Consider the following 24124-nt stretch of genomic DNA (forward strand, 5'->3'; position numbering starts at 1 on the left):
GCGTCCGGCCGCGGGCGTGCTGCCCGCGGCCGGACGCGTCAGGTCAGGAGCCGAACGTCTCGTCCATGTCGGCGGCCGCGGTGTCGGCGGCCTCCTGGACGGTCGCGCTGCCCGACAGGACGGACTGGAGCATCGTCTCCAGCGTCTTCTTGCCCTGGATCTGGCCGTAGAGCGGCGTGACCGGGACCGAGCGGCCGGCCTCGACCATCTGCTGGGCGAACGGCGCGACGATCGGGTCGTCCTCCTCGATGACCTTCTCGAGGAGCGACGTCTGGCCCGGGAAGTAGCCGGACTGCTCGCCCCACGCCTGCGCGAACTCGCCGGTCGTCATCATCTCGACGAACTTCCACGCGAGGTCCTGCTTCTCGCTGGCCTCGAAGACGCCGAGGTGCGAGCCACCGAGGAACGAGTCGGACAGCCCCTCGGTCTGGCCGGGGATCGGGAAGGCACCGATCTTGCCCTCCATGTCCGGGACGTCGGCGAGGATCTTGCCCGGCGTCCAGCTGCCGGAGATCATCATGCCGACCTGGCCCTGCTCGAACGCGGCGAGGAGGTCCGTCTCCTTCCACGTCGTCGCAGCGGCGGTCGAGAAGCCGTGCTCGGTCGCGAGGCCGGTGTAGAACTCGAGGCCCTCGACCGACTCCGGCGAGCTGATCTCCGACGTCCAGGTGTCGCCGTCCTTCACCGCGAGGTCACCGCCCGCGCCCCAGACGAACGGCATGGCGCCGTACTGGCTGTCGCCCGCGACGGGGAACGGGATGATCTCCGGGTTCGCCGCCTTGAGCGCGTCCGCCGCGGAGACGAGCTCGTCCCACGACGTCGGGGTCTCGATGCCCGCGGCCTCGAAGAGGTCGGCGCGGTAGACGACCGAGCGCACGCCCGCGTACCACGGCATGCCGTAGACGCCGCCGTCGAGGGTCGCGGACTCGACGAGCCCGGGGACGAGGTCGTCCTCGAGGCCGGCGTCCGCGATCCGGTCCGAGAGGTCGGCGAGCGCGCCGACGTCCGCGAACTCGCCCGTCCAGGTGGTGCCCACCTCGGCGACGTCCGGCGTCGTGCCGCCGGCGATGGCGGTCGTGAACTTGTCGTGGGCGCTGGCCCACGGCTGGAACTCGATCTGGAGGTCGGCGCCGGTCTCGTCCTTGAACGCGGTCGTCACCTCGTCGAAGAACGCGTCCGCGTCGGGGTTGGTGCCCTCCATGATCCAGACGGTGAGGGTCTCGCCCGAGAAGTCGGTCGCGTCGTCGCCACCGGTCCCCTCGGAGCCGGACCCGCCGCCGGAGCTGCACGCGGCCAGGCCGAGCGCGAGGACGAGGGTGCCCGTGACGGCCACCGTGCTGCGTCGCTGCATGCCGTGACACTTCCTTTCTGGTCGGCCGTCGGGGGAACGGCCGGGTCGTGTGTCCTGACGGTCCCGCGCGGCCGGTCGGCTCCCGCGGTGTGAAACTTACTTCCATCAGTGGACGTATGTGTGGAGATTACTGCCACGCGTGCGCGAACGGAAGCCACGGCGGCAGATGTTGCACGTTCTTAACAATCGCCGGGCGTCGCCCGCCTCTGGCGACCCCTCAGGCCGCGGGGCCCTGCCCGCGGGCGGGCGTCACACTCCCGCGCCGGCCGCACACGGCCCGGCGCACCACCCCGCGCGTCACGGGACGCGCGCGGTCCACTCCGGCGTGGAGAACTTCGCCCGCGCGAGCTCCTGCGCGCGCTCGCGCTCCTCGGGGGTAACCGCACCCTCGACCGTGCGGTACCGCGAGCGGAAGTGGTCCTTGAACGCCTCGATGACGTCCTCGCGCGCCATGCCCGTCTGCGAGCGCACCGGGTCCACGCGCTTGTTGGCGCTCGTGGTGCCCTTGTCCGAGAGCTTCTCGCGCCCGATGCGCAGCACCTCGGTCATCTTGTCGGCGTCGATGTCGTACGCCATGGTCACGTGGTGGAGCACCGCTCCCCCGCGCAGCCGCTTCTGCGCCGCGCCCGCGATCTTGCCGGCCGGCGACGCGATGTCGTTGAGCGGCTTGTACGTCGCCTCCACGCCCAGGTCGGCGAGGGCGCCCAGCACCCAGTCGTCGAGGAACGCGTACGAGCGCTCGAAGCTGAGCCCCTCGACGAGCGACCCCGGCACGTACAGCGAGTAGGTGATGGTGTTCCCGGGCTCGACGAACATCGCGCCCCCGCCCGAGATGCGCCGCACGACCGTCACCCCGTGCCGCTCCGCGCCCTCCGGGTCGACCTCGTTGCGCAGCGACTGGAACGAGCCGATGATCACCGCGGGCGACGCCCACTCCCAGATGCGCAGCGTCGGGCCGCGACGGCCCTCGTCGAGCTCCTCCGTCAGCACCTGGTCGAGCGCGAGGTGCATCGCCGGCTCCTCGGGCCCCTCGTGCACGATCTCGAACGTGTGGTCGCCCCACCCCGTCGCCCGGCCGAGCGCCCGGCGCACCGCGATCGCGACCGCCTCGGGCGAGAACCCGACCATCGTCACGTCGGGCCCGAGCGCGGCCTGCACGGCGCTCGCGAGCTGCGCGACCGTCGCCGTCTCCGGCATGCCCGTCAGGGCGCCGTCGATGTCCTCGAGCGCGTCGTCCGGCTCGAGGAAGAAGTCGCCGCTGACCGCGACCCGGGCGAGCCGCCCGGCCTCCACCTCGACGTCGACCGCCACGAGCTTGCCACCGGGGACCTTGTACTCACCACGCACGCGTCCACCCTAAGCCCGACGCGCGCACCTCCGGCTCAGCGCGGCTCGACGCCCGCGTGGACCAGCCCGTAGATCGCCGAGTCGGTGAGCGCCTCCCAGGCCGCCTCGATGAGGTTGGGCCCGACGCCGACCGTCGACCACGACGTCGAGCCGTCGGTCGTCTCGATGAGCACGCGCGTGATGGCGTCCGTGCCCTGCTCGGTGTCGAGGATGCGCACCTTGAAGTCGATGAGCTCGAACACCTCGATCTCCGGGTAGACGCGCCCGAGCGCGAGCCGCAGCGCGTGGTCGAGCGCGTTGACGGGGCCGTTGCCCTCGCCCGTGGAGACGATGCGCTCGCCCCCGGCGTGCAGCTTGACGGTCGCCTCCGCCGTCGCCTCGGTGCCGCGCGACCCGGCGCGCTCGACGATCGTGCGCCAGCTCTCGACCCGGAAGTACGGCGGGCGCTCCCCCGCGATCTCCTCGCGCAGCAGCAGCTCGAACGACGCGTCGGCGGCCTCGTACGTGTAGCCGCGCGCCTCGTCGTCCTTGACGCGGTTCGTCACGCGGGTGAGGAGGTCGCCCTGGCCCGACAGGTCGAACCCGAGCTCGCGGCCCTTGAGCTCGATCGACGCCCGGCCCGCCATGTCGGAGACGAGCATGCGGATGTCGTTGCCCACCGCCGTCGGGTCGATGTGCTGGTACAGGTCCGGGTCGACCTTGATGGCGCTCGCGTGCAGGCCCGCCTTGTGCGCGAACGCGCTCGCGCCGACGTACGGCTGGCGCGCGTACGGGGAGATGTTCGTGATCTCGCTGATGGCGTGCGAGATGCGCGTCGCCTCCTCGAGGCCCTCGCCCGTGAGCGTGCGCACCCCGTGCTTGAGCTCGAGGTTCGCCACGACCGTGAGCAGGTCGACGTTGCCCGTGCGCTCCCCGTACCCGTTCACCGTGCCCTGGACGTGCGCGGCGCCCGCCTCGACGGCGGCGAGCGTGTTCGCGACGGCGCAGCCCGAGTCGTTGTGCGCGTGCATCCCGAGCAGCGCGTCCCCCGGCAGCGCGTCGCGCCCGTGCGGGAGCCCGACGGCGTCGCGCAGCTCCGCGACGGTCTCGGCGACCCACGTGGGGAGCATGCCGCCGTTCGTGTCGCACAGCGCGACGACCTCGGCGCCCGCCTCGAACGCGGCCTGCACGGCCGCGCGCGTGAACGCCGCGTCGTACCGGTAGCCGTCGAAGAAGTGCTCCGCGTCGACGACGACCCGGCGCCCCTCGCCCACGAGGAACGACACCGTGTCGGTGATCATCGCGAGGCCCTCGTCGGGCGTCGTGCGCAGCGCGCGCTCGACGTGCCGGACGTCGGACTTCGCGACCAGCGTGACCACCGGCGCCTCGGAGTCGACGAGCGCCCGCACCTGCGGGTCGTCCCAGGCCCGCAGCCCGGCCTTGCGCGTCGCGCCGAACGCCGCGAGCACCGCCCGGCGCAGGTCGAGCTCCTTGGCCGCGCGGCGGAAGAACTCGGTGTCCTTGGGCACGGCGCCCGGCCAGCCGCCCTCGATGAAGCCGACGCCGAGCTCGTCGAGCAGCGGGGCGATGGCGAGCTTGTCGGCGACGGAGAGGTTCATGCCCTCCTGCTGCGCGCCGTCGCGCAGGGTCGTGTCGTAGACGTGGAAGACCCGGGGCTCGTGGGGACCGGTCCCGGGGGTCGTCGCCGAGGTCATGGTGCCTCTTCCTGCCGTTCGTCGTGTCGCGGGCGTCGCTGCGCCCGCCCCTGCGGTGCGTCTCCCGACGCCGGGCGGGGCCCTCGTGAGGCGGTGGGCCCGGCGTCCGTGCCGCCGGGCGGAGGTGGTGCCCAGCAACAAAAAAACCCCCCGAGGGTGCGGGAGGTCTGCGCGTCCGGTGGGTGCTACCGGGCGCGCTACTCGATAATGAGCTGGGAGACGAGGTGTGTCACAGGGCACATGGTGCCACAGGTTCCGCCAGGATGGACAAGAGCGTCCATCCACTGAGCCGCCCGCCGCCCGTCGGCGCGACGGCGACCGAGCGAGGAGTGACGATGAGCGACCCGACCCCGGGCGGTTACGACCCGCAGAACCCTCCGACGCGGCGCTACGGCCAGCCGCCGGTCCCCCCGCAGTCCCCGCCCCCGGCGATCCGCCCGACGGACCCGCAGGCCCAGTTCCCCGAGCCCCGCACCCCGGTGAGCCCGGCGGACCCGCGCCTCACGGTCGAGGCCGGCCGGTTCTGGGCGGGCGCCGCCGCGACCGCGCTCGTCGCCGCCCTCATCGGGCTGCTCGGCGTGATCATCTTCGAGCGCATCTTCGCGATCACCCTCGTCCCGCCGCCCGACCTCTTCGCCACGGGGTCGCGCCAGGCGGCGTGGGCGATCGACGGCGCGATCCTCGCGCTGCTCGCCGCCGGGGTGCTGCACCTGCTCATCCTCAGCACGCCCCGGCCGCGCGCGTTCTTCGGCTGGATCATGGCGCTCGTCGTGGTGGCGATCGCCGTCCTGCCGTTCGCGTGGTCGAGCGACGTCACCGCGGCGGCGCTCTCCGGGCTCATCAACCTGCTCATCGGCGTCGCGGTGTGGTCGCTGCTCGCGGGCGTCGCGGGGCGGACGATCGTCGCGCGGCCCGCGCCCGTCGTCTGACCCGGAGCACCCGGGCGGACCCGCCGCACCCGCCCGCCGGACGACGACGGGGCGCCCCTCCCGCGGGAGGGGCGCCCCGTGTCGTGCGGGCCGGTTCGGGCGAGCCGGCGCAGCCGGCGCTCAGGCGAGCCGGCGCAGCCAGCCGTGGCGGTCGGCGGCGCGACCGGTCTGGATGTCCGTGAGCTCGGTGCGGATCGTCATGGTCAGCGAGCCCGCCTCGCCGGTGCCGATCGTGTGGTCGAAGTCCGAGCCGGCGAGCCGGCCGATCGGCGTGATCACGGCGGCCGTGCCGCACGCGAAGACCTCCGTGACGGAGCCGTCCCGGATCCCGGCGAGGACGTCGGTCAACGGGATGCGGCGCTCGACGACCTCGTGCCCGCGGTCGGTGAGGAGGCGGATGATCGACGAGCGCGTCACGCCCTCGAGGATCGAGCCGCTGAGCTCCGGAGTCTCGACCGAGCCGTCCGCCTTGACGACGAACACGTTCATGCCGCCGAGCTCCTCGAGGAACGTGCGCGTCGCGGAGTCGAGGAAGCACACCTGCTCGCACCCGTGCTGCTGCGCGACCACCTGCGGGAGGAGGCTCGAGGCGTAGTTGCCGCCGCACTTCGCGTCGCCGGTGCCGCCCGCGCCGGCGCGGCTGTACTCGCGGTCCACCCAGATGGACACGGGCTTCACGCCGCCCGAGAAGTACGGGCCGACGGGCGACGCGATGACGAGGTACTCCGCCTCGAGCGACGGGCGCACGCCGAGGAACGCCTCCGAGGCGTACATGAACGGGCGCAGATAGAGGCTCGCCTCCTCGCCCGACGGGACCCAGTCGACGTCCGTGCGCACGAGCGCCGTGATCGAGCCGACGAAGTCGTCCACCGACAGCGCGGGCAGCGCGAGGCGGTGCGCCGAGCGGGCGAAGCGCGCGGCGTTGGCCTCGGGCCGGAACGTCCACACCGACCCGTCGGCGTGGCGGTACGCCTTCATGCCCTCGAAGATCTCCTGCGCGTAGTGCAGGACGGCGGTCGCCGGGTCCAGGAGGAGCGGGCCGTACCTCTCGATGCGGCGGTCGACCCACCCGTCGGTCGAGTTCCAGCTGATCCGCGCCATGTGGTCCGTGAAGACGGTGCCGAACTTCGGGGCCGCGATGGCGGCCTCGCGCTCGGCGGGTGGCGTCGGGGAGTCCGTGGGGCGGACGTCGAACAGGGCGACGAGGTCCTCCGCCGAGGAGGACGGCTGGTGCTGCGCTGCGAGGGTGCTCATCATGAGGCCTTTCACCTGGCGACCCGGGTGGTCTCCGCCTAGTTTTCCACGCCGGTGCGGCTCGTGCGGAGGTCCGCGCGAGGGCACGACGACGCGGGGCGCCACCGGGTCAGAACGGGAGGGATCCGGTCCTGGGGCGATGACGACCGAGGTGCGGGGACTGCGACGAACCGGTGCCCGGGCCCGCGAGGGGCCCGTGACGGCGTGTCAGCCGGCGACGCGAGCGGCGAGCTCGCGGCCCACCTCGGCCGTCGAGCGTACTCGGCTCCCCCGCTCGGCGAGGTCGGCGGCGACGGCCGCCTCGACGCGCTGCGCCTCGTCGCCGAGGCCCAGGTGGTCGAGGAGCAGCGCGACCGACAGCACCGTGGCGGTCGGGTCGGCCTTGCCCTGCCCGGCGATGTCCGGTGCCGAGCCGTGCACGGGCTCGAACATCGACGGCGCGGTGCGGTCGGGGTTGATGTTCGCGGACGCGGCGAGGCCGATCCCGCCCGTGATCGCGGCGGCCTGGTCGGTGAGGATGTCGCCGAACAGGTTGTCGGTGACGATCACGTCGAAGCGCGAGGGCTTCGTCGTGAGGAAGATCGTCGCGGCGTCGACGTGCAGGTAGTCGGTCGTGACGTCGGGGAACTCCGCGTTGACGGCCTCCACCGTGCGGCGCCACAGGTGGCCCGCGTGCACGAGGACGTTGTGCTTGTGCACGAGCGTGAGGTGCTTGCGCGGACGCGCCTGGGCGCGGGCGAACGCGTCGCGCACGACCCGCTCGACGCCGAACGCCGTGTTGAGGGAGACCTCGGTCGCGATCTCGTGCGGCGTGCCGGTGCGCAGCGAGCCGCCGTTGCCGACGTACGGGCCCTCGGTGCCCTCGCGCACGACGACGAAGTCGATCTCGCCCGGGTCGGCGAGCGGCGACGTGACGCCCGGGTACAGCTTGCCCGGGCGGAGGTTGACGTAGTGGTCGAGCGCGAAGCGCAGCTTGAGCAGCAGGCCGCGCTCGAGGACGCCGGACGGGACGCTCGGGTCGCCGATCGCGCCCAGGAGGATCGCGTCGTGCCCGCGGATCGCGTCCAGGTCAGCGTCGGTGAGCGTCTCCCCCGTGGCGTGCCAGCGCCGCGCACCCAGGTCGAACGGCGTCGTGGAGACCTTCACGTCCGAGCCGGCCACGGCGGCCTCGAGCACGGCGAGCCCCTGCTCGACGACCTCGGTCCCGATGCCGTCGCCGGCCACGACTGCCAGATCAATGGTGCGCGTCATGCCGGCGAGCCTACGCCGCGCCGCCACCCTTCGGGACGGTGGTCTCACGTCTCGGACGGGCGTCGAGTTGCGTTCCGCGCGCAGCCGGTCCACTATTAGTAAACTTTCCTAAAGCCCGTCGAAGGACCGACCATGACCGCGCCCGCCACGTCGAGGGTTCCCGGCACCCCGGGGCTCCTGCGCACCATCAACGACCGCGCGGCCCTGGAGCTCCTCCTCGACGTCGGGCCGCTGACCCGGTCCCAGATCGGTGACCGCACCGGCGTCTCGCGACCGACCGCCTCCCAGATCGTCGCACGGCTCGAGCAGTCGGGACTCATCGAGCCCACCGGCTCCGTGCAGGGCGCGCGCGGCCCCCAGGCCACGCAGTACGCCGCCCGGACCGACGTCGTCGTGGGGCTCGCGCTCGACGTCGTGCCCGGCGGGGTGCGCGCGAGCGTCGTCGACGCGCTCGGCCGCACGCTCGGCGAGACGACCGTCGCCGCCGGTCCCGAGCGCTCGGCGGCCGCCGACGTCCTCGCCGCGCGCGACGAGGCCTGCGCCGACGCCGGCATCCCCGTCTCCCGCGTCGCGACCGCGGTCGTCGGCGTGCAGGCCGCCGTCGCGCCGCGCACCGGCGACATCGCCCTCGTCGGGGAGCTCCCCGGCTGGCCGCGCCGCGGGCTGCGCGCACACCTCGAGGACGTGCTCGGCATCGACGTCCGCGTCGAGAACGACGTCAACCTCGCCGCGATCGCCGAGCGCGACGCCGGCCGCGACGAGGCGAGCTTCGCGCTGCTGTGGCTGGGCGAGGGCATCGGCATGGGCGCGTGGCTCGAGGGCCGCGTGCACCACGGCACCGCGGGTGGCGCCGGTGAGATCGGCTACCTCCCCGTGCCCGCCGCCGGCATCGACGACTCGGTCAACGTGCAGGACCTCGTCGGCGGTCTCCGCCTCGTCGAGCTGTGCGCCCGCGCGGGGGTCCCCGGCATCACCGAGGGGGGCTCCTCCTACGGCGACGCCGTCGCCGCCCTCGCCGCGCACCGCGACAGCACCGCGGTGCACGATCTCGTGCAGGACCTCGCGCTCCGCGTCGCCGTCGTCCTCCAGCCCGTCGTCGCCATCCTCGAGCCGGACGCCGTCGTGCTCGGCGGGCCCACGGGCGTCGCGTGCGGTGCCCCGCTCGCCGAGGCGACCGCCGCCGTCCTGCGCGGCACCGACCAGCGGACGGGAGCGGTCGTCGCGAGCGCGGTCCCCGAGCTCGCCGTCCTGCGCGGCGCGCGCTCCGTCGTCGCCGAGGACGTGCGCGCCCTCCTGCTCGCCGCCGCGGGACGACCGGACCACCCGGTCGTCGCGCCCTCCGTCCCGGGGTAGTCCTCTTCACCTACCTCGCGAGCGGTGGCCGGCCGACCGTGGCACGGCCGGCCACCGCTCATCCTCGCCGCGCTCAGCGCGGGTAGCGCAGCTCGAACCGCTCGCACACCAGCGGCATGTCCGGCGCGAACACGCGCGACAGGACGCGACGGAAGTACTTCTCGTGCTCGACGCGCCACGACTCCAGCGATCGGTCGTCCTCGCCCTCCGCGTGCGCGAAGTCCGCGTCGACGTCCTCGAACGCGACCACCTCGACCGACGTCGTGCGGATCAGCGCGCGCGGGTGGCCCGCGCCGTCGAGCAGGATCGACAGCTCGCCGACGCGCGGCACCGCCTCGCCCGTCTCCTCGTACTCCCACAGGGCCGACGACGTCGCCGTCTTCTCCCCCGTGAGCACCGCCATGAGCAGGTCGTCCGCCAGCGCCGGGTTGTCCCCGAACGACCACGCCGGAGGCGGCACGCTCTCGGACACCGTGGTGCCCGTGACGACGCCGAGCCGCGCCATGCCCGCGCTGGGCCGCGCCAGCTCCCAGAACGCCAGGATCTCCGCCGCCCGCTCGTCCACCGTCACGTCGTCCGTCACCGGGTCTCCCTCGTCCGCCTGTCGGGTCATGCCCCCCATCCTGGCGCATGGGGCCGCGCACCACCTGCACCGCCCGCCCACCGGTCGTCGGCCGGTCGCGACGCGACGACGAACGGCCGGCCCGGGCCAGTGGGACGACGAAGGGGTGGGTGACCCCTGTCGCGCGACAGGGGTCACCCACCCCCAGAGGTGAGCCGAGCTCAGAAGTCGAGGATCAGCGTGCGGCGCTGCCCTCGGTACCTCCGGTCGGGCAGACACCTCCCGCCGACTCCGGCAAGAGCTCCTCCGTCGCCCTGCCTGCGTCAGCGTGCGGCGCTGCCCTCGGTGTAGTCGGCGTCCTGCTGCTTCCACGCGAACAGCGACCGCAGCTCCTTGCCGACCTTCTCGATCGGGTGCTGCGCGGCCTTCTCGCGGAGCGCCGTGAACTCCGGCGCGCCGGCGTCCTGGTCGTCGATGAAGCGCTTGGCGAACGCGCCGGACTGGATGTCGGCGAGGACGCCCTGCATGTTCTCCTTGACGCGGGCGTCGATGACGCGCGGGCCGGAGACGTAGTCGCCGTACTCGGCGGTGTCGGAGACGGACCAGCGCTGCTTGGCGATGCCGCCCTCCCACATGAGGTCGACGATGAGCTTGAGCTCGTGCAGCACCTCGAAGTACGCGATCTCCGGCTGGTAGCCGGCCTCGGTCAGCGTCTCGAAGCCGTACTGGACGAGCTGCGACACACCTCCGCAGAGCACGGCCTGCTCGCCGAACAGGTCGGTCTCGGTCTCCTCGGTGAACGTCGTCTTGATGACGCCCGCGCGCGTGCCGCCGATCGCCTTCGCGTACGACAGCGCGACGTCCCAGGCCTGGCCCGACGCGTCCTTCTCGACGGCGATGATGTCCGGGATGCCACGGCCCGCGACGAACTCGCGGCGCACCGTGTGGCCCGGCGCCTTCGGGGCGACGAGGATGACGTCGACGCCCTCGGGGGCCTCGATGTAGCCGAAGCGGATGTTGAACCCGTGCGCGAACGCGAGCGTCTTGCCCGTGGCGAGGTTCGGCTTGATCTCGTCGTTGTAGATCGAGCGCTGGTGCTGGTCCGGCGCGAGGATCATGATCAGGTCGGCCCACGCGGCGGCGTCCGCCACGGACTTGACCTCGAAGCCCTCGTCCTGGGCCTTCGCGACGGACTTGGAGCCCTCGCGCAGGGCGACGACGACCTCGACGCCCGAGTCGCGCAGGTTCTGGGCGTGCGCGTGGCCCTGGCTCCCGTAGCCGACGATCGCGACCTTCTTGCTCTGGATGATGGACAGGTCGGCGTCGTCGTCGTAGAACAGCTCAGCCACGATGGATCTCCTCGGTTCTTCGTTGCGGTGCAGGGGTCTGTTGCGGTGTCGCGCGGAACGGCGACCGGTGCGCGCCGACGCCCACGGGGGTCTCGGTGCGAGGGTAGGCGATGGTCAGGCGGAGCGGACGACGCGTTCCAGCGCGCGGTCCGTGATGGAGCGGGACCCGCGCCCGACGGCGACGGTCCCCGACTTCACGATCTCGCGCACGCCGTAGGGCTCGAGGGCCCCGAGCAGCGCGTCGAGCTTCTCCCCCGTGCCCGTCGCCTCGATGGTCACGGCGTCGGGGACGACGTCGACCACCTTCGCGCGGAACAGGTTGACGACCTCGAGCACGCCGGTGCGGTGGGCGCCGTCGGCACGCACCTTGACGAGCAGGAGCTCGCGCTGGACCGACGCGGACGAGTCGAGCTCGACGATCTTGATGACGTTGACCAGCTTGTTGAGCTGCTTCGTCACCTGCTCGAGCGGGCGCTCCTCCACGTCGACGACCACGGTGATGCGCGAGATCTCCTCGTGCTCCGTGGGGCCGACGGCGAGCGAGTGGATGTTGAAGGCGCGGCGGGCGAACAGGCCCGCGACGCGCGTCAGCACGCCGGGCTTGTTCTCGACGAGCACGGAGAGGGTGTGGCGGGACATCGGTCAGTCCTCCAGGGACAGGGGTCGGATCGAGGCTGCATCGCGCTGCAGCCGAGTGCCTTGCTTCGCTGCGGCCCTCAACCTCCGCTGCATTCCGCTCAGTCCTCCCGGTCCCAGGCGGGCGAGATGCCCCGCGCGTACTGGATGTCGTCGTTGCTCACGCCGGCGGCGACCATCGGCCACACCATCGCGTCGCGCGAGACGTTGAAGTCGATGACGACCGGGCGGTCGTCGATCTCCATCGCGCGCTTGATCGCGGCGTCCACCTCGCCCATCGACTCGACGCGGATGCCCTCGCACCCGTACGCGTCGGCGAGCTTGACGAAGTCGGGCACGCGCGCCGTGCCGTGGCCGGTGTGCAGGTCCGTGTTCGAGTAGCGCTGGTCGTAGAACAGCGTCTGCCACTGGCGCACCATGCCGAGCGAGCTGTTGTTGATCAGCGCGACCTTGATGGGGATCTCGTTGATCGTGCAGGTGGCGAGCTCCTGGTTGGTCATCTGGAAGCACCCGTCGCCGTCGATCGCCCACACCGTGGCGTCGGGGCGGCCGACCTTCGCGCCCATGGCCGCCGGGATCGAGAAGCCCATGGTGCCGAGGCCGCCGGAGTTGAGCCACGTCCGGGGGTGCTCGTACCGGATGAACTGGGCCGCCCACATCTGGTGCTGCCCGACGCCCGCGACGTAGATCGACTCGGGGCCCGAGATCTCGCCCAGGCGGGAGATGACGTGCTGCGGGGCGAGGTGGCCGTCGTCGGGCTCCGTGTAGCCGAGCGGGTACGTCTCGCGCCAGTCGTCGATCTGGCGCCACCAGGCCTCGACGTCCGGCTTGCCCTTGGCCTCGTGCTCGCGCTCGAGCTCCGGCAGCAGGTCGGTGATGACCTCCTTGAGGTCGCCGACGATCGGCACGTCCACGTCGCGGTTCTTGCCGATCTCCGCGGGGTCGATGTCGGCGTGCACCACCTGCGCGTGCGGGGCGAAGCTCGACAGCGCGCCGGTGACGCGGTCGTCGAAGCGGGCGCCGAGCGAAACCACGAGGTCGGCCTTCTGCAGTGCCGCCACGGCTGGCACGGTGCCGTGCATTCCGGGCATGCCGAGGTTCTGGGGGTGCGTGTCGGGCACCGCGCCGCGCGCCATGAGCGTCGTCACGACGGGCGCGCCCGACAGGTCGACGAGGCGGCGCAGCTCGGCCGACGCGTTCGCGCGGATCACGCCGCCGCCCACGTACAGGACCGGGCGCCGGGCCGTCGCGAGCAGGCGCGCGGCCTCCTTGATCTGCTTGCTGTGCGGCTTCGTCACCGGGTGGTAGCCGGGCAGCTGCACGTCCTGCGGCCAGGAGAACGTGGTGCGGGACTGCATCGCCGACTTCGCGATGTCCACGAGCACCGGGCCCGGGCGGCCGGTCGAGGCGATGTGGAACGCCTCGGCGATGGTGCGCGGGATGTCGTCCGGGTCGGTGACCAGGTAGGAGTGCTTGGTGATCGGCATCGTGATGCCGACGATGTCCGCCTCCTGGAAGCCGTCGGTGCCGATCATCGACTCGGCGACCTGGCCCGTGATCGCGACGAGCGGGATCGAGTCCATGTTCGCGTCGGCGATCGGGGTCACGAGGTTCGTCGCGCCCGGGCCCGACGTCGCCATCGTCACGCCGACGCGGCCGGTCGCGTGGGCGTAGCCCTGCGCCGCGTGGCCGCCGCCCTGCTCGTGGCGCACGAGGATGTGCCGCAGACGCTGGGAGTCCATGAGCGGGTCGTACGTCGGGAGGATCGCACCACCCGGGATGCCGAAGACGACCTCGGCACCGGCCTCCTCGAGCGAGCGGACGATCGACTGCGCGCCCGTCATCTCCTCGCCCGTCGGGGCGCCGTTCGAGGCGCCGGCCGGGCGAGCCGTGGCTGCGCGCCGGACGTCGCCGCGCGGGGCGACCGACGCGGGTGTCGGGGCGGGCTTCGGCGCCGCGGCGGCGGGCGCCGGGGCGCCCTGTCGCGGAGGTGCCGGGGTGGGACCCTGGGCCATGGTGTCTCCTGCGTGTCGTGGCCTCGGCCCGGCGGGCGCCCCGTGGGGCGCTCCGCCGGGAGCCGGAGCCGACCGTGGTGGTGCGGTCGTGCTGGTCGCGGTGTGCGGGTGCCGGTCCTCGCGGGTCTCGCGGGTGCGGCGCTCGCGGTGGCCGGGTAGGCCTGCCGCGGTCTGTCTGCCGTGCTGATGGCGTTGTGGTGGCAACAAAAAACCCCTCGGACCCGGGATGCCGGGCTGGACGAGGGGTGAGCGCGCTGACGAAGCCTGGTGGCGTGGCCTCAGCCGGCGCGCTCAGGAAGTACTACAAGGAGGATCGTCTGCACGTCTGGGACTGTACGCCCATGTCCCGGTGATGTCACGTGTCGAGGCGGCCGTCTCACGCACTGGGACGTGGGGGGCGCGGTCCGGTGCGCCGGAGCACCCGTCCCTCCCACGGCTCCAGGTGCCCGACGGCGCCCGGCCGGGTGCCGTCGTCGGCCCGCCCGGGGAGCGTGGTCACGAGGACCGACGCCTCCTCCCAGCCCGTGAGCGTCCCGGCCGGGACGTCCTGCGGGACGCCACCGACGTTGACGAGCACGAGGAGCTCGTCCCGGACGGTCGTGCCGTCGGGCCCGGGCGCGTCGAGGGCGCGCGTGAACGCGTAGACCGCCTCGTGGTCGGGCAGCAGCATGCGGAAGTCGCCGAGCGCGACGACCGGCTCCTCCCGGCGCAGCGCGACGAGCCGCCGGTAGAAGTGCAGCACGGAGTCCTCGTCGGCCCAGGCGGCCTCCGCGTTGATCGTCGTGTGGTTCGGGTTGACCTCGAGCCACGGCGTCCCCGTCGTGAAGCCGGCGTTCGCGCTCGCGTCCCACTGCACGGGCGTGCGGGCGTGGTCGCGGCTCGCGTGCGCGAGCACGGCGAGCATCTCGCCGTCGGTCCGCAGGCGCGGGGCGCCCGTACGACCGGTGAGCTCGCGGAAGTACCCGAGCGACTCGACGTCCTGGTACTGCTCGATCCGCGTGAACGGCGCGTTCGTCATGGCGAGCTCCTCGCCCTGGTAGACGTAGGGCGTGCCGCGGTGCAGGTGCAGCAGGAGGGCGAGCGCCTTCGCCGAGGCGACGCGGTGCTCCGGGGAGTCGTCGCCGAACCGCGAGACGACGCGCGGCTGGTCGTGGTTGTCCCAGTAGAGGGCGTTCCAGCCCCGGTGGGCGAGGCCCGCCTGCCACCGGCCGAGGGTCGCCTTGAGGTCGGCGAGGTCCCACCGGACCGGGTCGTAGCGGGTCGCGCCGTGGTCGATGCCCATGTGCTCGAACTGGAACACCATGTCGACCTCGCGACGGTCCGGGTCGGTGTATCGCACGCCGTGCTCGACCGTCACCCCCGGCGTCTCCCCCACCGTGAGGATCTCCCGGCCCCGGGCGAGGTAGGGCGCGAACACCTCGCGGTGCATCTCGGCGAGGAACTCGTGCACGCGCGGGCCGTCCGTGTAGTGCGGGCTCCCGTCCCCGTACGTGCCCCAGTGCACCTCGCCGTCGGGCAGCGAGCCGTCGGGCGCGACGTCCTTGGAGATGAGGTTGATGACGTCCATGCGGAAGCCGTCGACGCCGCGGTCGAGCCACCGCCGCATCATCGCGTAGACCGCCTCGCGGACGTCGGGGTTCTCCCAGTTGAGGTCCGGCTGCTTGGTGTCGAACAGGTGCAGGTAGTACTCGCCCGAGGCCTCGTCGAACCGCCACGCGCTGCCCCCGAAGAACGAGCGCCAGTTCGTCGGCTCGGCACCCGGGGCGCCGGGCTCCATGCCCTCACGCGCGGGGCGCCACCAGTACCAGTCGCGCCGCGGGCTCTGCGCGGACGAGCGCGACTCGACGAACCACGGGTGCTCGTCGCTCGTGTGGTTGACGACGAGGTCCATGACGAGCTTCATCCCGCGCGCGTGCAGGCCCTCGATCAGGGCGTCGAGGTCCGCGAGCGACCCGAACAGCGGGTCGACGTCCTCGTAGTCGCTGATGTCGTAGCCGTTGTCCGCCTGCGGCGACCGGTACACCGGGGACAGCCACACGACGTCGACGCCCAGCCGCTCCAGGTGGTCGAGGCGTCGCGTGATCCCCGGGAGGTCCCCGATGCCGTCGCCGTCGGTGTCCTGGAACGAGCGCGGGTACACCTGGTAGACGACCGAGCGCGTCCACCAGGGGGCCTCCGCCGGCGTCTCGGCGCCGGGCCACCCCCCGCGGCGTGCGTCCTCGGCCTCGGTCCGGGCGTGCTGCGACATCGTCGGTCCTCTCTGCTCCAGGTCTCGTCCCTCACCCTGCCCGACCGCGCCGCGGGGCGCGCGTCCGGCACGCCGGGTGGACGTCCCCCACGACCGGGTCGAAGGACGGGGCGAGCACCGGTGCGGCGCTCACCACGCGTGCGCCCCGGCGAACGACGTCGGGGGCGGGTCGACGCCCAGCACATCGCGCAGGACCGTGAGGTCGTAGGTGCGTTCCATCGCGAGGTGGCTCAGCGCGTACCGGGTGAGGCGCGGCGGCTCAGCGCGACGCAGCCGCCGGGCGACGGCCTCGACCGCGCCCGCGAGCGCCCAGGCGGGGCGCACCGGGACGGCGACGACCCGCACGGCGGTACCGCGGCGGCGCAGCGCGTCGGCGAGCGCGTCGCGCAGCACCACCGGCTCGGCGTCGGCGACGTTCGCGACGAGCCACCCCGGGGTGCGTCCTCCCCCGCCGCCGGGCGCTCGGACCGTCTCGTCGGGCAGCACGACGGCGGCGCGCACCGCGGCGAGCAGCGTGTCCACGTGGGTCAGGGACTGGAGCACGCGCCCGCCGCCGGGCAGGACGAGGCGTCCGCGCCGCACGGCGGCCTCGACGCGGGGCAGGAGCGTCGTGTCGCCCGGCCCGTAGACGGCGTGCGGGCGCAGCACGACGACAGCGCCTCGGTCGGGGTGGCGCGCGACGTCGCGGGCCAGCGCGCGCTCGGCCTCCGCCTTCGTCGCGCCGTAGGCGTCGAGGTACCGGGCGACCGGCGCCTCGTGCTCGCGGGCGCGGACGCTCGGGCGGTACGGGTCGTACACGCTGCCGGACGAGACGTGCACGAACCGCGCGCCGGGGAACGTGTCGCGGACCGCGAGCGTCCCGGCGACGTTCGTGGCGCGCGCGACGTCGAGCGCGCACCAGTCGGACACGGCGGCGCCCGCGTGCACGACGGCGTCCACCGGGGGCGGGTCGGCGAGCGGACCGGTGGTGAGGTCCCAGGCGAGGTGCCGGGCGCCGTCGACCGCCGGGTCGCGGCGGGAGGATGTCCAGACCTCGTGGCCGTCGGCGACCAGCCCGCGCGCGACCGCTCCCCCGACAAACCCCGACGCCCCGGTGACGACGACCCTCACGCGCGGGTGCCGGGGATGTCTCGGCCGACGGCGGTGGGTGCGGCGGCCGCCAACGGCTCGGCGGGCCCGGTCGGTGCGGCGGGCACGGTCGGTGCGGCGGGCACGGTCGGCGCGGCGGGCACCAGCGGCGCGGCGGCGCGCGAGAGCGCGGCCCGGTCGGGCTTGCGCGAGCGACCGGCGAGCGGCACGTGGTCGGCGTGCAGCACGACGTCGGGCAGCGCGTCGTGGTCGAGCACGCTCGGCAGCGCGGTGCGCACCCGGTCGACGAGCGGGTGGTGCGGGTCCAGACGCCCCGCCGCACCGGCGTCGGGCCGAGGATCGGTCCGGGTGGCCGCGTCCGGCCGAGAGTCTCCCGACGCCGAGGTGACGACGAGCGCGACCCGCTCGTCGCCGTCGACCTGGGGCACCCCCACGAGCAGCGCCTCGCCGACGCCGTCGAGCGCCGCGACGCGCGGCTCGTAGAGGCCGGGGTAGATGTTCGTCGTGCCGCGGATGATCATGTCCCGCGTGCGGCCGACGAGGACGAGCCGTCCCGCGTCGTCGCGGCGCGCGAGGTCGCCGGTGCGGTGCTCCGCGGCCCGTGCGCCCGCGCCGCGGGCGGGGGCGTCGAGGTCGTGCAGGTAGCCCGCCATGAGCGACGGCCCGGACAGCACGAGCTCACCGACGACGTCGTCGCGGCCGGGCTCGCCGACGACGTCCCGGCCGCCCTCGGGCTCCTCCTCTTCGACCGGGTCGAGCCGCACGACCGTGCCGGGCAGCGGGACGCCGACGAGGTCGCCGTCGCCCGCGTACGCGAGCTTCTCGCGGGCCTCGACCACCGCGACCGGCAGGATCTCGGTCATCCCGTACACCGCGACCCACCGCGTGCCGGGCAGCACGCGCGTCGCGCGCTCCAGGAGCGCGCGGGTCACGGGCGCACCGCCGACGAGCGCGACGCGTGGCCCGTACGCGGGCACCGTCCCGGCCTCGATCGCGTCGAGCAGCGCCGTGACGTCCGCGGGCACGAGGTACGTGCCTGCGGCGTCGTCGAGCTGGCGCGCGAAGGTCGCGATGTCGCGGCCCGGCGGGTCGGCCGGCACGGACCACGTGGCGCCCGCGAGCAGCGCCGGGACGCCGAGCAGCATCTGGTCGGTGTGCACGACGTCGCCCGGCGCGAGCGCGAACACGTCGCGCAGCAGGTCGCACCCGGCGAGCAGCGACCCGGCCGTGTGCACGACGGCCTTCGGCTGCGCCGTCGTGCCGGACGTGAAGACGGTGAGCGCCTCACGGTCCGGGTCGAGCGGCGGCAGCGCCGCGCGGTCGACCGGGCTCGCGGCGAGGCGGCGGGCGGCGCGCGAGCCGCGCGGCACCCCGGGGAGCCACGGGCCGGCGTGCACGTGCCGCAGCGGAAGGCTCGCGTAGTCGGGCAGGAGCAGGCCCCGTGACCGGGCCAGACGGCGCAGCGGCCCGCGCGAGACGGCGTAGAGCAGCGACTCGGTCGTCGCGAGCGACGGCCCGGCCGCACCGACGCGCGCGGCGAAGAGCTCGGGCGTCGAGCCGGGGTCGACGAAGACGACGGTCCCGCCCGCCCGGACGACCCCGAACGCGAGCACGACGCCCTCCGGCCGCGGCCGCACCGAGAACAGGGCGCGGTCGCCCGGCGCGAGGCCGTCGGCCGCGAGCGCCGTCGCGGTCGCCTCGACGCGCCGCGCGAGGTCGGCGTACGTGACCTCCTCGCGCACGCGCGCGCCGCGGCGGCCCGGCCGCGTCCAGCGCCGGAGCGCGACCGCGTCGGCGGACGCGTGCCCGGCGGCCCCGCGGGCGAGGATCGGGGCGAGCAGATGGCGGGATACGGCGTCGGGCGCGGTCACGCCGCCTCCCCCGCCGACGACGCGGCCGATCCCGCGACCGGGCCCGACGCGCGCACCTCACCGCCGACGGCCCGCACGACGAGCGAGCGGTACGCCGGGATGAGCACACCGCGGGCGACGGCGCGGTCGGTGACCTGGAGGCTCCGACCCGCCGCGGCGACCGGGCGCAGGGCGTCCAGGACGGCATCGACCTGGGCCGTCGCGAGCGGCATCCCGAGGCAGAAGTGCGGTCCGGCGCCGAACCACAGGTGCCGCACCGCCGGGTCGACGGGGGCGTCCGGGTCGAAGGGGCCGGCGTCCTTGCAGCAGGAGATCGTCGCGATCACGACCCGGTCGCCCGCGCGGACGCGGACGTCGCCCACGGTCGCGTCGGCGCGCACCGAGCGCAGCATCGCGGGGGTCGGTGCCGTGACGCGCAGCGCCTCCTCGACGACGCGGCCGCGCAGCGCGGCGGCCTCCGGCCCGGCGCCGGGGTCGGCCGCGAGGAGCCGGTCGAGCCAGCCGGTGTCGGCAGCGAGTGCGACGAGCCGCGGCACGAACGACTGGATGGTCTCGGTGCCCGTGAGGACGAACGCGCCGACGGCGCCGAGCGCCTCGTCCTCCGAGAGCCCGAGCTCGCGCATGCGCCCGGGGACGGTCGCGGGGTCCCCCGCGCGGTACGCGTCGCGCGCCGGTGCGGACAGCCGCGCGAGGACGGCGCGCGCGTGCCGCACCTGGCCGGCGGTGAGGCTGCGCCGGTGCAGGCGCACGAGCCCGACCACGGACTGCGCGGCGGTCATCGCCTCGCGGACGGCGGCGTCCGTCGGGGGCAGCCCGGTCATCGCGCAGACGACCGTCCCTGCCATGGTCGCCGTCTCCGCCACGAGGTCGACGCGCTCGCCCGCGAGCAGCCGCGGGGCGAGGCCCGCGAGGACGTCGGGCACGCTCACCGCGACGAGGTCGCGCACCGCGCGGGGCGTGAAGAGACCCGACAGCGCCCGGCGCAGGCGCGCGTGGTCGGCGCCCTCCATGTTGAGGAGCACGGACGGGCCGAGCACGGGCGTCCACAGGTCCGACGGCGACCCCGGGCCCACCTTGGAGAAGTGCTCGGTGTCGAGCAGCACGGCGCGCGCCGTCGCGGCGTCGGACACGACCACCCCGATCCCGGGGACGCGCACGACCGGGCCGCGGTGCCGCAGGGCCCGGATCGCCGGGTAGACGAGCGGGTGCGCCCCGCGCTGGACCCGCTCCTCCCAGCGCATCGCCGCGGCGAGCCCGGCGGGCGCGGGGGCCAGCGCCGTGCCGGTCATCGGATGTCCACGAGCTCGGGCCGGTAGCGGTGGTCGGCGTACCAGCCGAGCGTGCGGACGAGGCCCCACGCGTGCGCCCGGCGCGTGGAGGCCCGCACGACGACGTCGCGGTGCGCGCCGTACCGCCGCGTGAGGCGGCGCACCGCGTTGACGAGCGCCCGGTCCTCGTGGACGTCCTCGATCGCGGTGCGCGGGAACCCGCCCGCCGCCTCGTACAGCGCCGCCGTGATCGCCATGTTGCAGCCCGGCGCCATGACGTAGGGCCCGAGGTAGGACGGGTCCTGGTTGCCGGGGCGGAAGCGCCCGAACGTGCTCGCGACGCTCACCGCCGCGGAGAGCACGCCCTGCTGGACGCGCGAGACCGTGCGGTCGTCGGTGCGCGGCACGAGCCGTCCCGCGACGAGGTCGTGCCCGCTCGCGAACGCGGCGCGCACGCGCCGGGTCCAGTCGGGCAGCGGCAGGCAGTCGGCGTCGGTGCGCGCGAGGTGCGTCGCACCCTGCGCGATCGCCGCCCGCATCCCCGTGTCGGCCGCCGCGCCCGTGCCCTTCTGCGGCTCGTCGACGACGCGCCACCGCGTCATGCCCCACGCCGCCGCGGTCGCGCGCACCAGGTCGCCCGTGCCGTCCGACGACCCGTTGTCGACGACGACGAGGTCGAAGTCCGTGTCCTGCTGGTCGCGCAGCGCCTCCAGCGTCGCGACGATCCCGTGCGCCTCGTCGCGCGCGGGCACCACGACGGCGAGCCGCTGCGTGCTCGCCACTCCTCGCGTGAACCGCCGGGTGCTCACGAATCACCCCCGTCGAGCGCACGCAACCGTCCCAGCTCCGTCGCCAGCTGACGACGCAACTCGTCGTGCTGCGGGCCCAGTGCCGTGCCCGGGTCGTCCCAGCGTGCCGACGGGTGGTCCCAGACCGGGCGGACGACCACCTCGGCCGGCTCCCACGCGTACCGCGGCCACACGTGCGCATGGAGGAAGGCGTCCCTGTTGCCCAGGATCTCGATGTTGACGCGGAGGAACGCGGTGTCGCGCCCGGCGCACACGATCTCGACGGCCTCGGCGAGCAGCTCGGTGTCCGCGAGGAACCGCCGACGGCGGGGACGCGGCAGGTCGCTCAACCTGTCGACACCAGGGGTGTCCGTGAGGGCGACGCAGTACCCGGGAAGGAACTGGACGTCGCCGACGACGACGAAGGCGGCGTCGAGCCGGGCGAGGAGGGTCGGGTTGGTCCCGTCGAGCGCGCTCCGTACGCGATCCGTGCGCCAGCGCGCCTCGGCCGGACCCGACGCGCCCGTCACAGCCGCACCACCGTCGCGCCGATGCTGATGCCGCCCGCGAGGCCGACGAGCACGACGACGTCGCCCGGCCCGACCCGACCCGTCTCGAGCGCGGTCGCGAGCTGGAGCGGGAGCGTCGCGGAGGCGACGTTGCCGTGGTCGGCGACGGTGACGAGCGTGCGGCCGGTCGGCAGACCGAGCGCGGCGTGCACGTCGTCGAGGTAGGCGACGGCGACCTGGTGCACGGCGACGAGCGCGACGTCGTCCCACGTGAGCCCCGCACGGCCGAGCGCGTCGAGGACGACCCCCGGCCCGAGCGCCAGGAACGCGTCCCGCAGCCGCGACCCGTCGATCTCGAAGTAGGTGCGCTCGAGGTCGCGGGGGTGCGCGGTGCCGCCCCCGGGGAGCATGCCGACGTCCCAGTGCGTCGACTCGGCGCCGAACGCGCTCGCGAGGATCCCGCGGGGCGCGGGGGCGCCGGAGCCGTCGCGCGCGTCGGCCTCCGCCGCGGTGGCGCGGCGCACGAGGACGGCGGCCCCGGCGTCGGACATGGTGTAGCCCGGGGCGGAGAGCAGGTACGTCGCGCGGTCGGGGACGTCCCAGCGCACGGCGCGCGAGGGGGCCTCCCCGCACGCGACGAGGACCGTCCCGTACCGGCCCGTCGCGACGAGCGCCTCGGCGACCTCGATCGCGTTGAGCACGGAGTTGCACGCGTTCTTGACGTCCATGACGGGCGCCCGGACCCCGAGCTTCGCGGCGACGATGTGGCTCGTCGCGGGCTCGACCATGTCCTGGCTCGCCGACGCGAAGAGCAGCAGGTCGACGTCGTCGGGCGCGAGCCCCTCGGTCGCCAGCAGCTTCTCCGCGGCCGCGACGGCGAGGTCGGAGGCGTCCCAGTCGTCGGGGAGCACGTGGACCTGCCGCACGCCCGTGAGGCGCGAGACCATCGGCACGCGCGGCGCCGCGCCCGGGTTGCGCGCCGCGAGCGCGCGCTCCGCCTCGCGCACGTCGACCACGCGCTCGGGCAGGTGCACCCCGACGGCGGCGATCACCGCCGCGGGACGCACGGGTGCGGACCCGGGTGCTCCCGGGCGGGGTGGGTTCTCTGGCACGCGCGACACAGTAGCCAAGCAGACCCCCTCGGACGGCGGTCGTCCACAGGTTCCGATGGGGTGAAGTGCCCATCCCCGGACGGCGGCGCGGCCGCCACGTGGCCTCCCCGGTGCGCCACACTGACCCCGTGACTGCGACCACGACCGGCCCCGTGCCCGCCCGCGAACGACGTCGCGCCCTGCCCACGACCCGGCACGAGCTGCAGGTCCTCACCGCCGCGCGCCCCGCGATGGCCGGCGTGCTGCTCGTGGGCGGCGCGCTCACCGGGCCGCGTCCGGGCGGAGGGCTGCGCCGGGTCCCGGGCCTCGGGTGGGTGACGGCCGACCCGACCGTGGGTCGCCGCATCCTCACCGACCACCGGCACTTCACGATCGTCGGCGAGGGCGGGGTCGGGCACCTCTGGGCCCAGATCCTCGGCGACTGGGTCCTCGACCTGTTCGACGGCCCAGGCCACCACGACCTGCGCACCCGCTCGCGCGAGCTCTTCACCGAGGCGAGCGCCGCGGCGCTGGTCGACGGCGCGTGGTCGCTCGCGCTCGACGACGCGCGCCGCGCGCTCGCCGCGGGCGGGTCGGTCGACGTCGGCCGGCTCGCGCGCGTGCTCGTCGGCCGGATGATGATCTCGCTGCTCGGCATCCCGTCCCCCGCGGCCACCGGGGCGGGCTCAGCGCCGGACGCCGGGACCGGCGTGACGCCGGAGGCCGTCCCGACGGACGACGACGCGCTCGCGGCCTTCGCGACGGGCGAGCGGCTCGCGTCGATCGCGCTCGGCAGCGCCGGCTCGACGTACCTCGCGCCGGGCCAGGTCGCCGCGGCGCGGGAGATCGTCGCCGAGCTCACCCAGGGCGTCCCGGACGGGTGGCGGCACGCGCCGGCCGACCGCCTGCTCGGCCGGTGCCGCGAGCTCGGCCTCGGGCTGGAGGAGACGACGGGGCTCGCGAGCCTGCTCATGGTCGCGGGCACCGAGACGTCGGCGTCCGCGATGGCCCGCACCACGGCGCTCCTGATCGACACGGGCGAGCAGCACCGCCTGCTCCGGCTCCTGGCCGACGAGCGCGCCCACCCCGTCGAGCGGGCCGCCGGCGAGCCGGACGCCGTCGAGAACGCCGTGCGCGAGGGTCTGCGCGTGACGAGCCCGGCGTCGGTGATCGGCCGGGGCGTGTCGGCCGACGTCGAGGTCGCGGGCCGCACCCTGCGGGCCGGGGAGCGCGTCATGATCCTCACGTGGGCGGCGAACGCGGCGGCCGGGTCGTTCCGCGCCGACCGCCCGTACGTGCGCGAGACGCGCCAGCTCTGGTTCGGCGCGGGGCGCCACCTGTGCCTCGGCGCCGCGCTCGCCCGCGCCGAGATCGCCGCGCTCCTGCACGCGCTGTACGACGACGGCGCACCCCTGCGCGTCGTGTCGCGCCGCGCCAAGCGGCGGGTGCTGGTGCCCGGCTACGACGAGCTCGTCGTCGCGCGCGCCTGACCTGCAGGCCGGGTCTCGTCAGCGGCACA

The 24124-nt window shown here is 74.5% G+C and carries 19 protein-coding genes; 3 read left to right on the top strand and 16 right to left on the bottom strand.

The genetic code is table 11. The features are described from left to right. Window positions 1-43 precede the first annotated feature (43 nt). The 3 genes from B9L22_RS16685 to cimA all read right to left on the bottom strand — a co-directional run bounded on the left by B9L22_RS16685 (window position 44) and on the right by cimA (window position 4392). Window positions 44-1351, bottom strand: a complete 1308-nt coding sequence (locus tag B9L22_RS16685) for a sugar ABC transporter substrate-binding protein (RefSeq protein WP_086151209.1) — start codon at window positions 1349-1351, stop codon at window positions 44-46. A 297-nt stretch (window positions 1352-1648) separates the two neighbouring features. Beyond that, complete coding sequence (locus B9L22_RS16690; protein ID WP_086151210.1) at window positions 1649-2698, bottom strand: biotin/lipoate A/B protein ligase family protein; 1050 nt, start codon at window positions 2696-2698, stop codon at window positions 1649-1651. A gap of 35 nt (window positions 2699-2733) precedes the next feature. After that, entirely contained in the window at window positions 2734-4392 is a 1659-nt protein-coding gene (gene cimA / locus B9L22_RS16695) for a citramalate synthase (RefSeq protein ID WP_076405729.1), read from the bottom strand. A gap of 335 nt (window positions 4393-4727) precedes the next feature. On the opposite strand from cimA, the gene B9L22_RS16700 reads away from it, so the two are divergent. Further along, window positions 4728-5321 (top strand): hypothetical protein, encoded by a 594-nt coding sequence (locus tag B9L22_RS16700; RefSeq protein ID WP_051028087.1) that lies wholly within the window; start codon window positions 4728-4730, stop codon window positions 5319-5321. 120 nt (window positions 5322-5441) lie between these two features. Here B9L22_RS16700 and B9L22_RS16705 read toward each other — a convergent pair whose 3' ends face one another. Further along, window positions 5442-6575 (bottom strand): branched-chain amino acid aminotransferase, encoded by a 1134-nt coding sequence (locus B9L22_RS16705; protein WP_031317075.1) that lies wholly within the window; start codon window positions 6573-6575, stop codon window positions 5442-5444. A gap of 207 nt (window positions 6576-6782) precedes the next feature. Beyond that, complete coding sequence (locus B9L22_RS16710) at window positions 6783-7826, bottom strand: 3-isopropylmalate dehydrogenase (RefSeq protein ID WP_034654425.1); 1044 nt, start codon at window positions 7824-7826, stop codon at window positions 6783-6785. 132 nt (window positions 7827-7958) lie between these two features. Here B9L22_RS16710 and B9L22_RS16715 point away from each other — a divergent pair, with 132 nt between their 5' ends. After that, window positions 7959-9179 carry an ROK family transcriptional regulator gene (locus B9L22_RS16715; protein ID WP_086151211.1) on the top strand — a complete coding sequence of 407 codons (1221 nt, stop codon included), beginning with the start codon at window positions 7959-7961 and terminating at the stop codon, window positions 9177-9179. Between the two features lie 73 nt (window positions 9180-9252). Here B9L22_RS16715 and B9L22_RS16720 read toward each other — a convergent pair whose 3' ends face one another. The 11 genes from B9L22_RS16720 to B9L22_RS16770 form a co-directional block, all read right to left on the bottom strand. After that, the gene (locus tag B9L22_RS16720) at window positions 9253-9792 is read right to left on the bottom strand and encodes an ASCH domain-containing protein (RefSeq protein WP_086151212.1); all 540 of its coding nucleotides are present in this window, start codon (window positions 9790-9792) and stop codon (window positions 9253-9255) included. A 272-nt stretch (window positions 9793-10064) separates the two neighbouring features. Further along, a complete protein-coding gene (ilvC, locus tag B9L22_RS16725) occupies window positions 10065-11090 on the bottom strand; it encodes a ketol-acid reductoisomerase (protein WP_021481959.1) in 1026 nt (341 codons plus the stop codon). 114 nt (window positions 11091-11204) lie between these two features. Continuing rightward, entirely contained in the window at window positions 11205-11729 is a 525-nt protein-coding gene (gene ilvN, locus B9L22_RS16730; RefSeq protein WP_021481958.1) for an acetolactate synthase small subunit, read from the bottom strand. Between the two features lie 98 nt (window positions 11730-11827). Next, window positions 11828-13741 carry an acetolactate synthase large subunit gene (locus tag B9L22_RS16735; protein WP_034654410.1) on the bottom strand — a complete coding sequence of 638 codons (1914 nt, stop codon included), beginning with the start codon at window positions 13739-13741 and terminating at the stop codon, window positions 11828-11830. Window positions 13742-14117: 376 nt separating this feature from the next. Beyond that, window positions 14118-15989 (bottom strand): alpha-glucosidase, encoded by a 1872-nt coding sequence (locus B9L22_RS16740; RefSeq protein ID WP_086151213.1) that lies wholly within the window; start codon window positions 15987-15989, stop codon window positions 14118-14120. A 129-nt stretch (window positions 15990-16118) separates the two neighbouring features. After that, window positions 16119-17099 carry an NAD(P)-dependent oxidoreductase gene (locus B9L22_RS16745; protein WP_086151214.1) on the bottom strand — a complete coding sequence of 327 codons (981 nt, stop codon included), beginning with the start codon at window positions 17097-17099 and terminating at the stop codon, window positions 16119-16121. Further along, the gene (locus tag B9L22_RS16750; protein WP_086151215.1) at window positions 17096-18949 is read right to left on the bottom strand and encodes a class I adenylate-forming enzyme family protein; all 1854 of its coding nucleotides are present in this window, start codon (window positions 18947-18949) and stop codon (window positions 17096-17098) included. The genes B9L22_RS16745 and B9L22_RS16750 overlap by 4 nt, the downstream gene beginning before the upstream one ends. Then, on the bottom strand, window positions 18946-20238 hold the full coding sequence (locus B9L22_RS16755) for a cytochrome P450 (protein ID WP_198947327.1): 1293 nt from the start codon (window positions 20236-20238) through the stop codon (window positions 18946-18948). Before B9L22_RS16755 ends, B9L22_RS16750 begins: the two co-directional genes overlap by 4 nt. Further along, on the bottom strand, window positions 20235-21026 hold the full coding sequence (locus B9L22_RS16760) for a glycosyltransferase family 2 protein (RefSeq protein ID WP_233140201.1): 792 nt from the start codon (window positions 21024-21026) through the stop codon (window positions 20235-20237). The genes B9L22_RS16755 and B9L22_RS16760 overlap by 4 nt, the downstream gene beginning before the upstream one ends. Beyond that, window positions 21023-21535: a diadenosine tetraphosphate hydrolase gene (locus tag B9L22_RS16765; RefSeq protein WP_086151217.1), complete on the bottom strand. Its 513-nt coding sequence runs from the start codon at window positions 21533-21535 to the stop codon at window positions 21023-21025. The genes B9L22_RS16760 and B9L22_RS16765 overlap by 4 nt, the downstream gene beginning before the upstream one ends. Beyond that, window positions 21532-22626, bottom strand: coding sequence for a 3-oxoacyl-ACP synthase III family protein (locus B9L22_RS16770; RefSeq protein WP_233140202.1), 1095 nt, complete (start codon window positions 22624-22626; stop codon window positions 21532-21534). The genes B9L22_RS16765 and B9L22_RS16770 overlap by 4 nt, the downstream gene beginning before the upstream one ends. Before the next feature lie 128 nt (window positions 22627-22754). Between B9L22_RS16770 and B9L22_RS16775 the strand changes: the two genes are divergently transcribed. After that, the gene (locus B9L22_RS16775; RefSeq protein ID WP_233140203.1) at window positions 22755-24095 is read left to right on the top strand and encodes a cytochrome P450; all 1341 of its coding nucleotides are present in this window, start codon (window positions 22755-22757) and stop codon (window positions 24093-24095) included. Window positions 24096-24124: the final 29 nt, after the last annotated feature.

Origin of the sequence: Cellulosimicrobium sp. KWT-B (assembly GCF_002127155.1) — a bacterium.
Classification (GTDB): domain Bacteria; phylum Actinomycetota; class Actinomycetes; order Actinomycetales; family Cellulomonadaceae; genus Cellulosimicrobium; species Cellulosimicrobium funkei.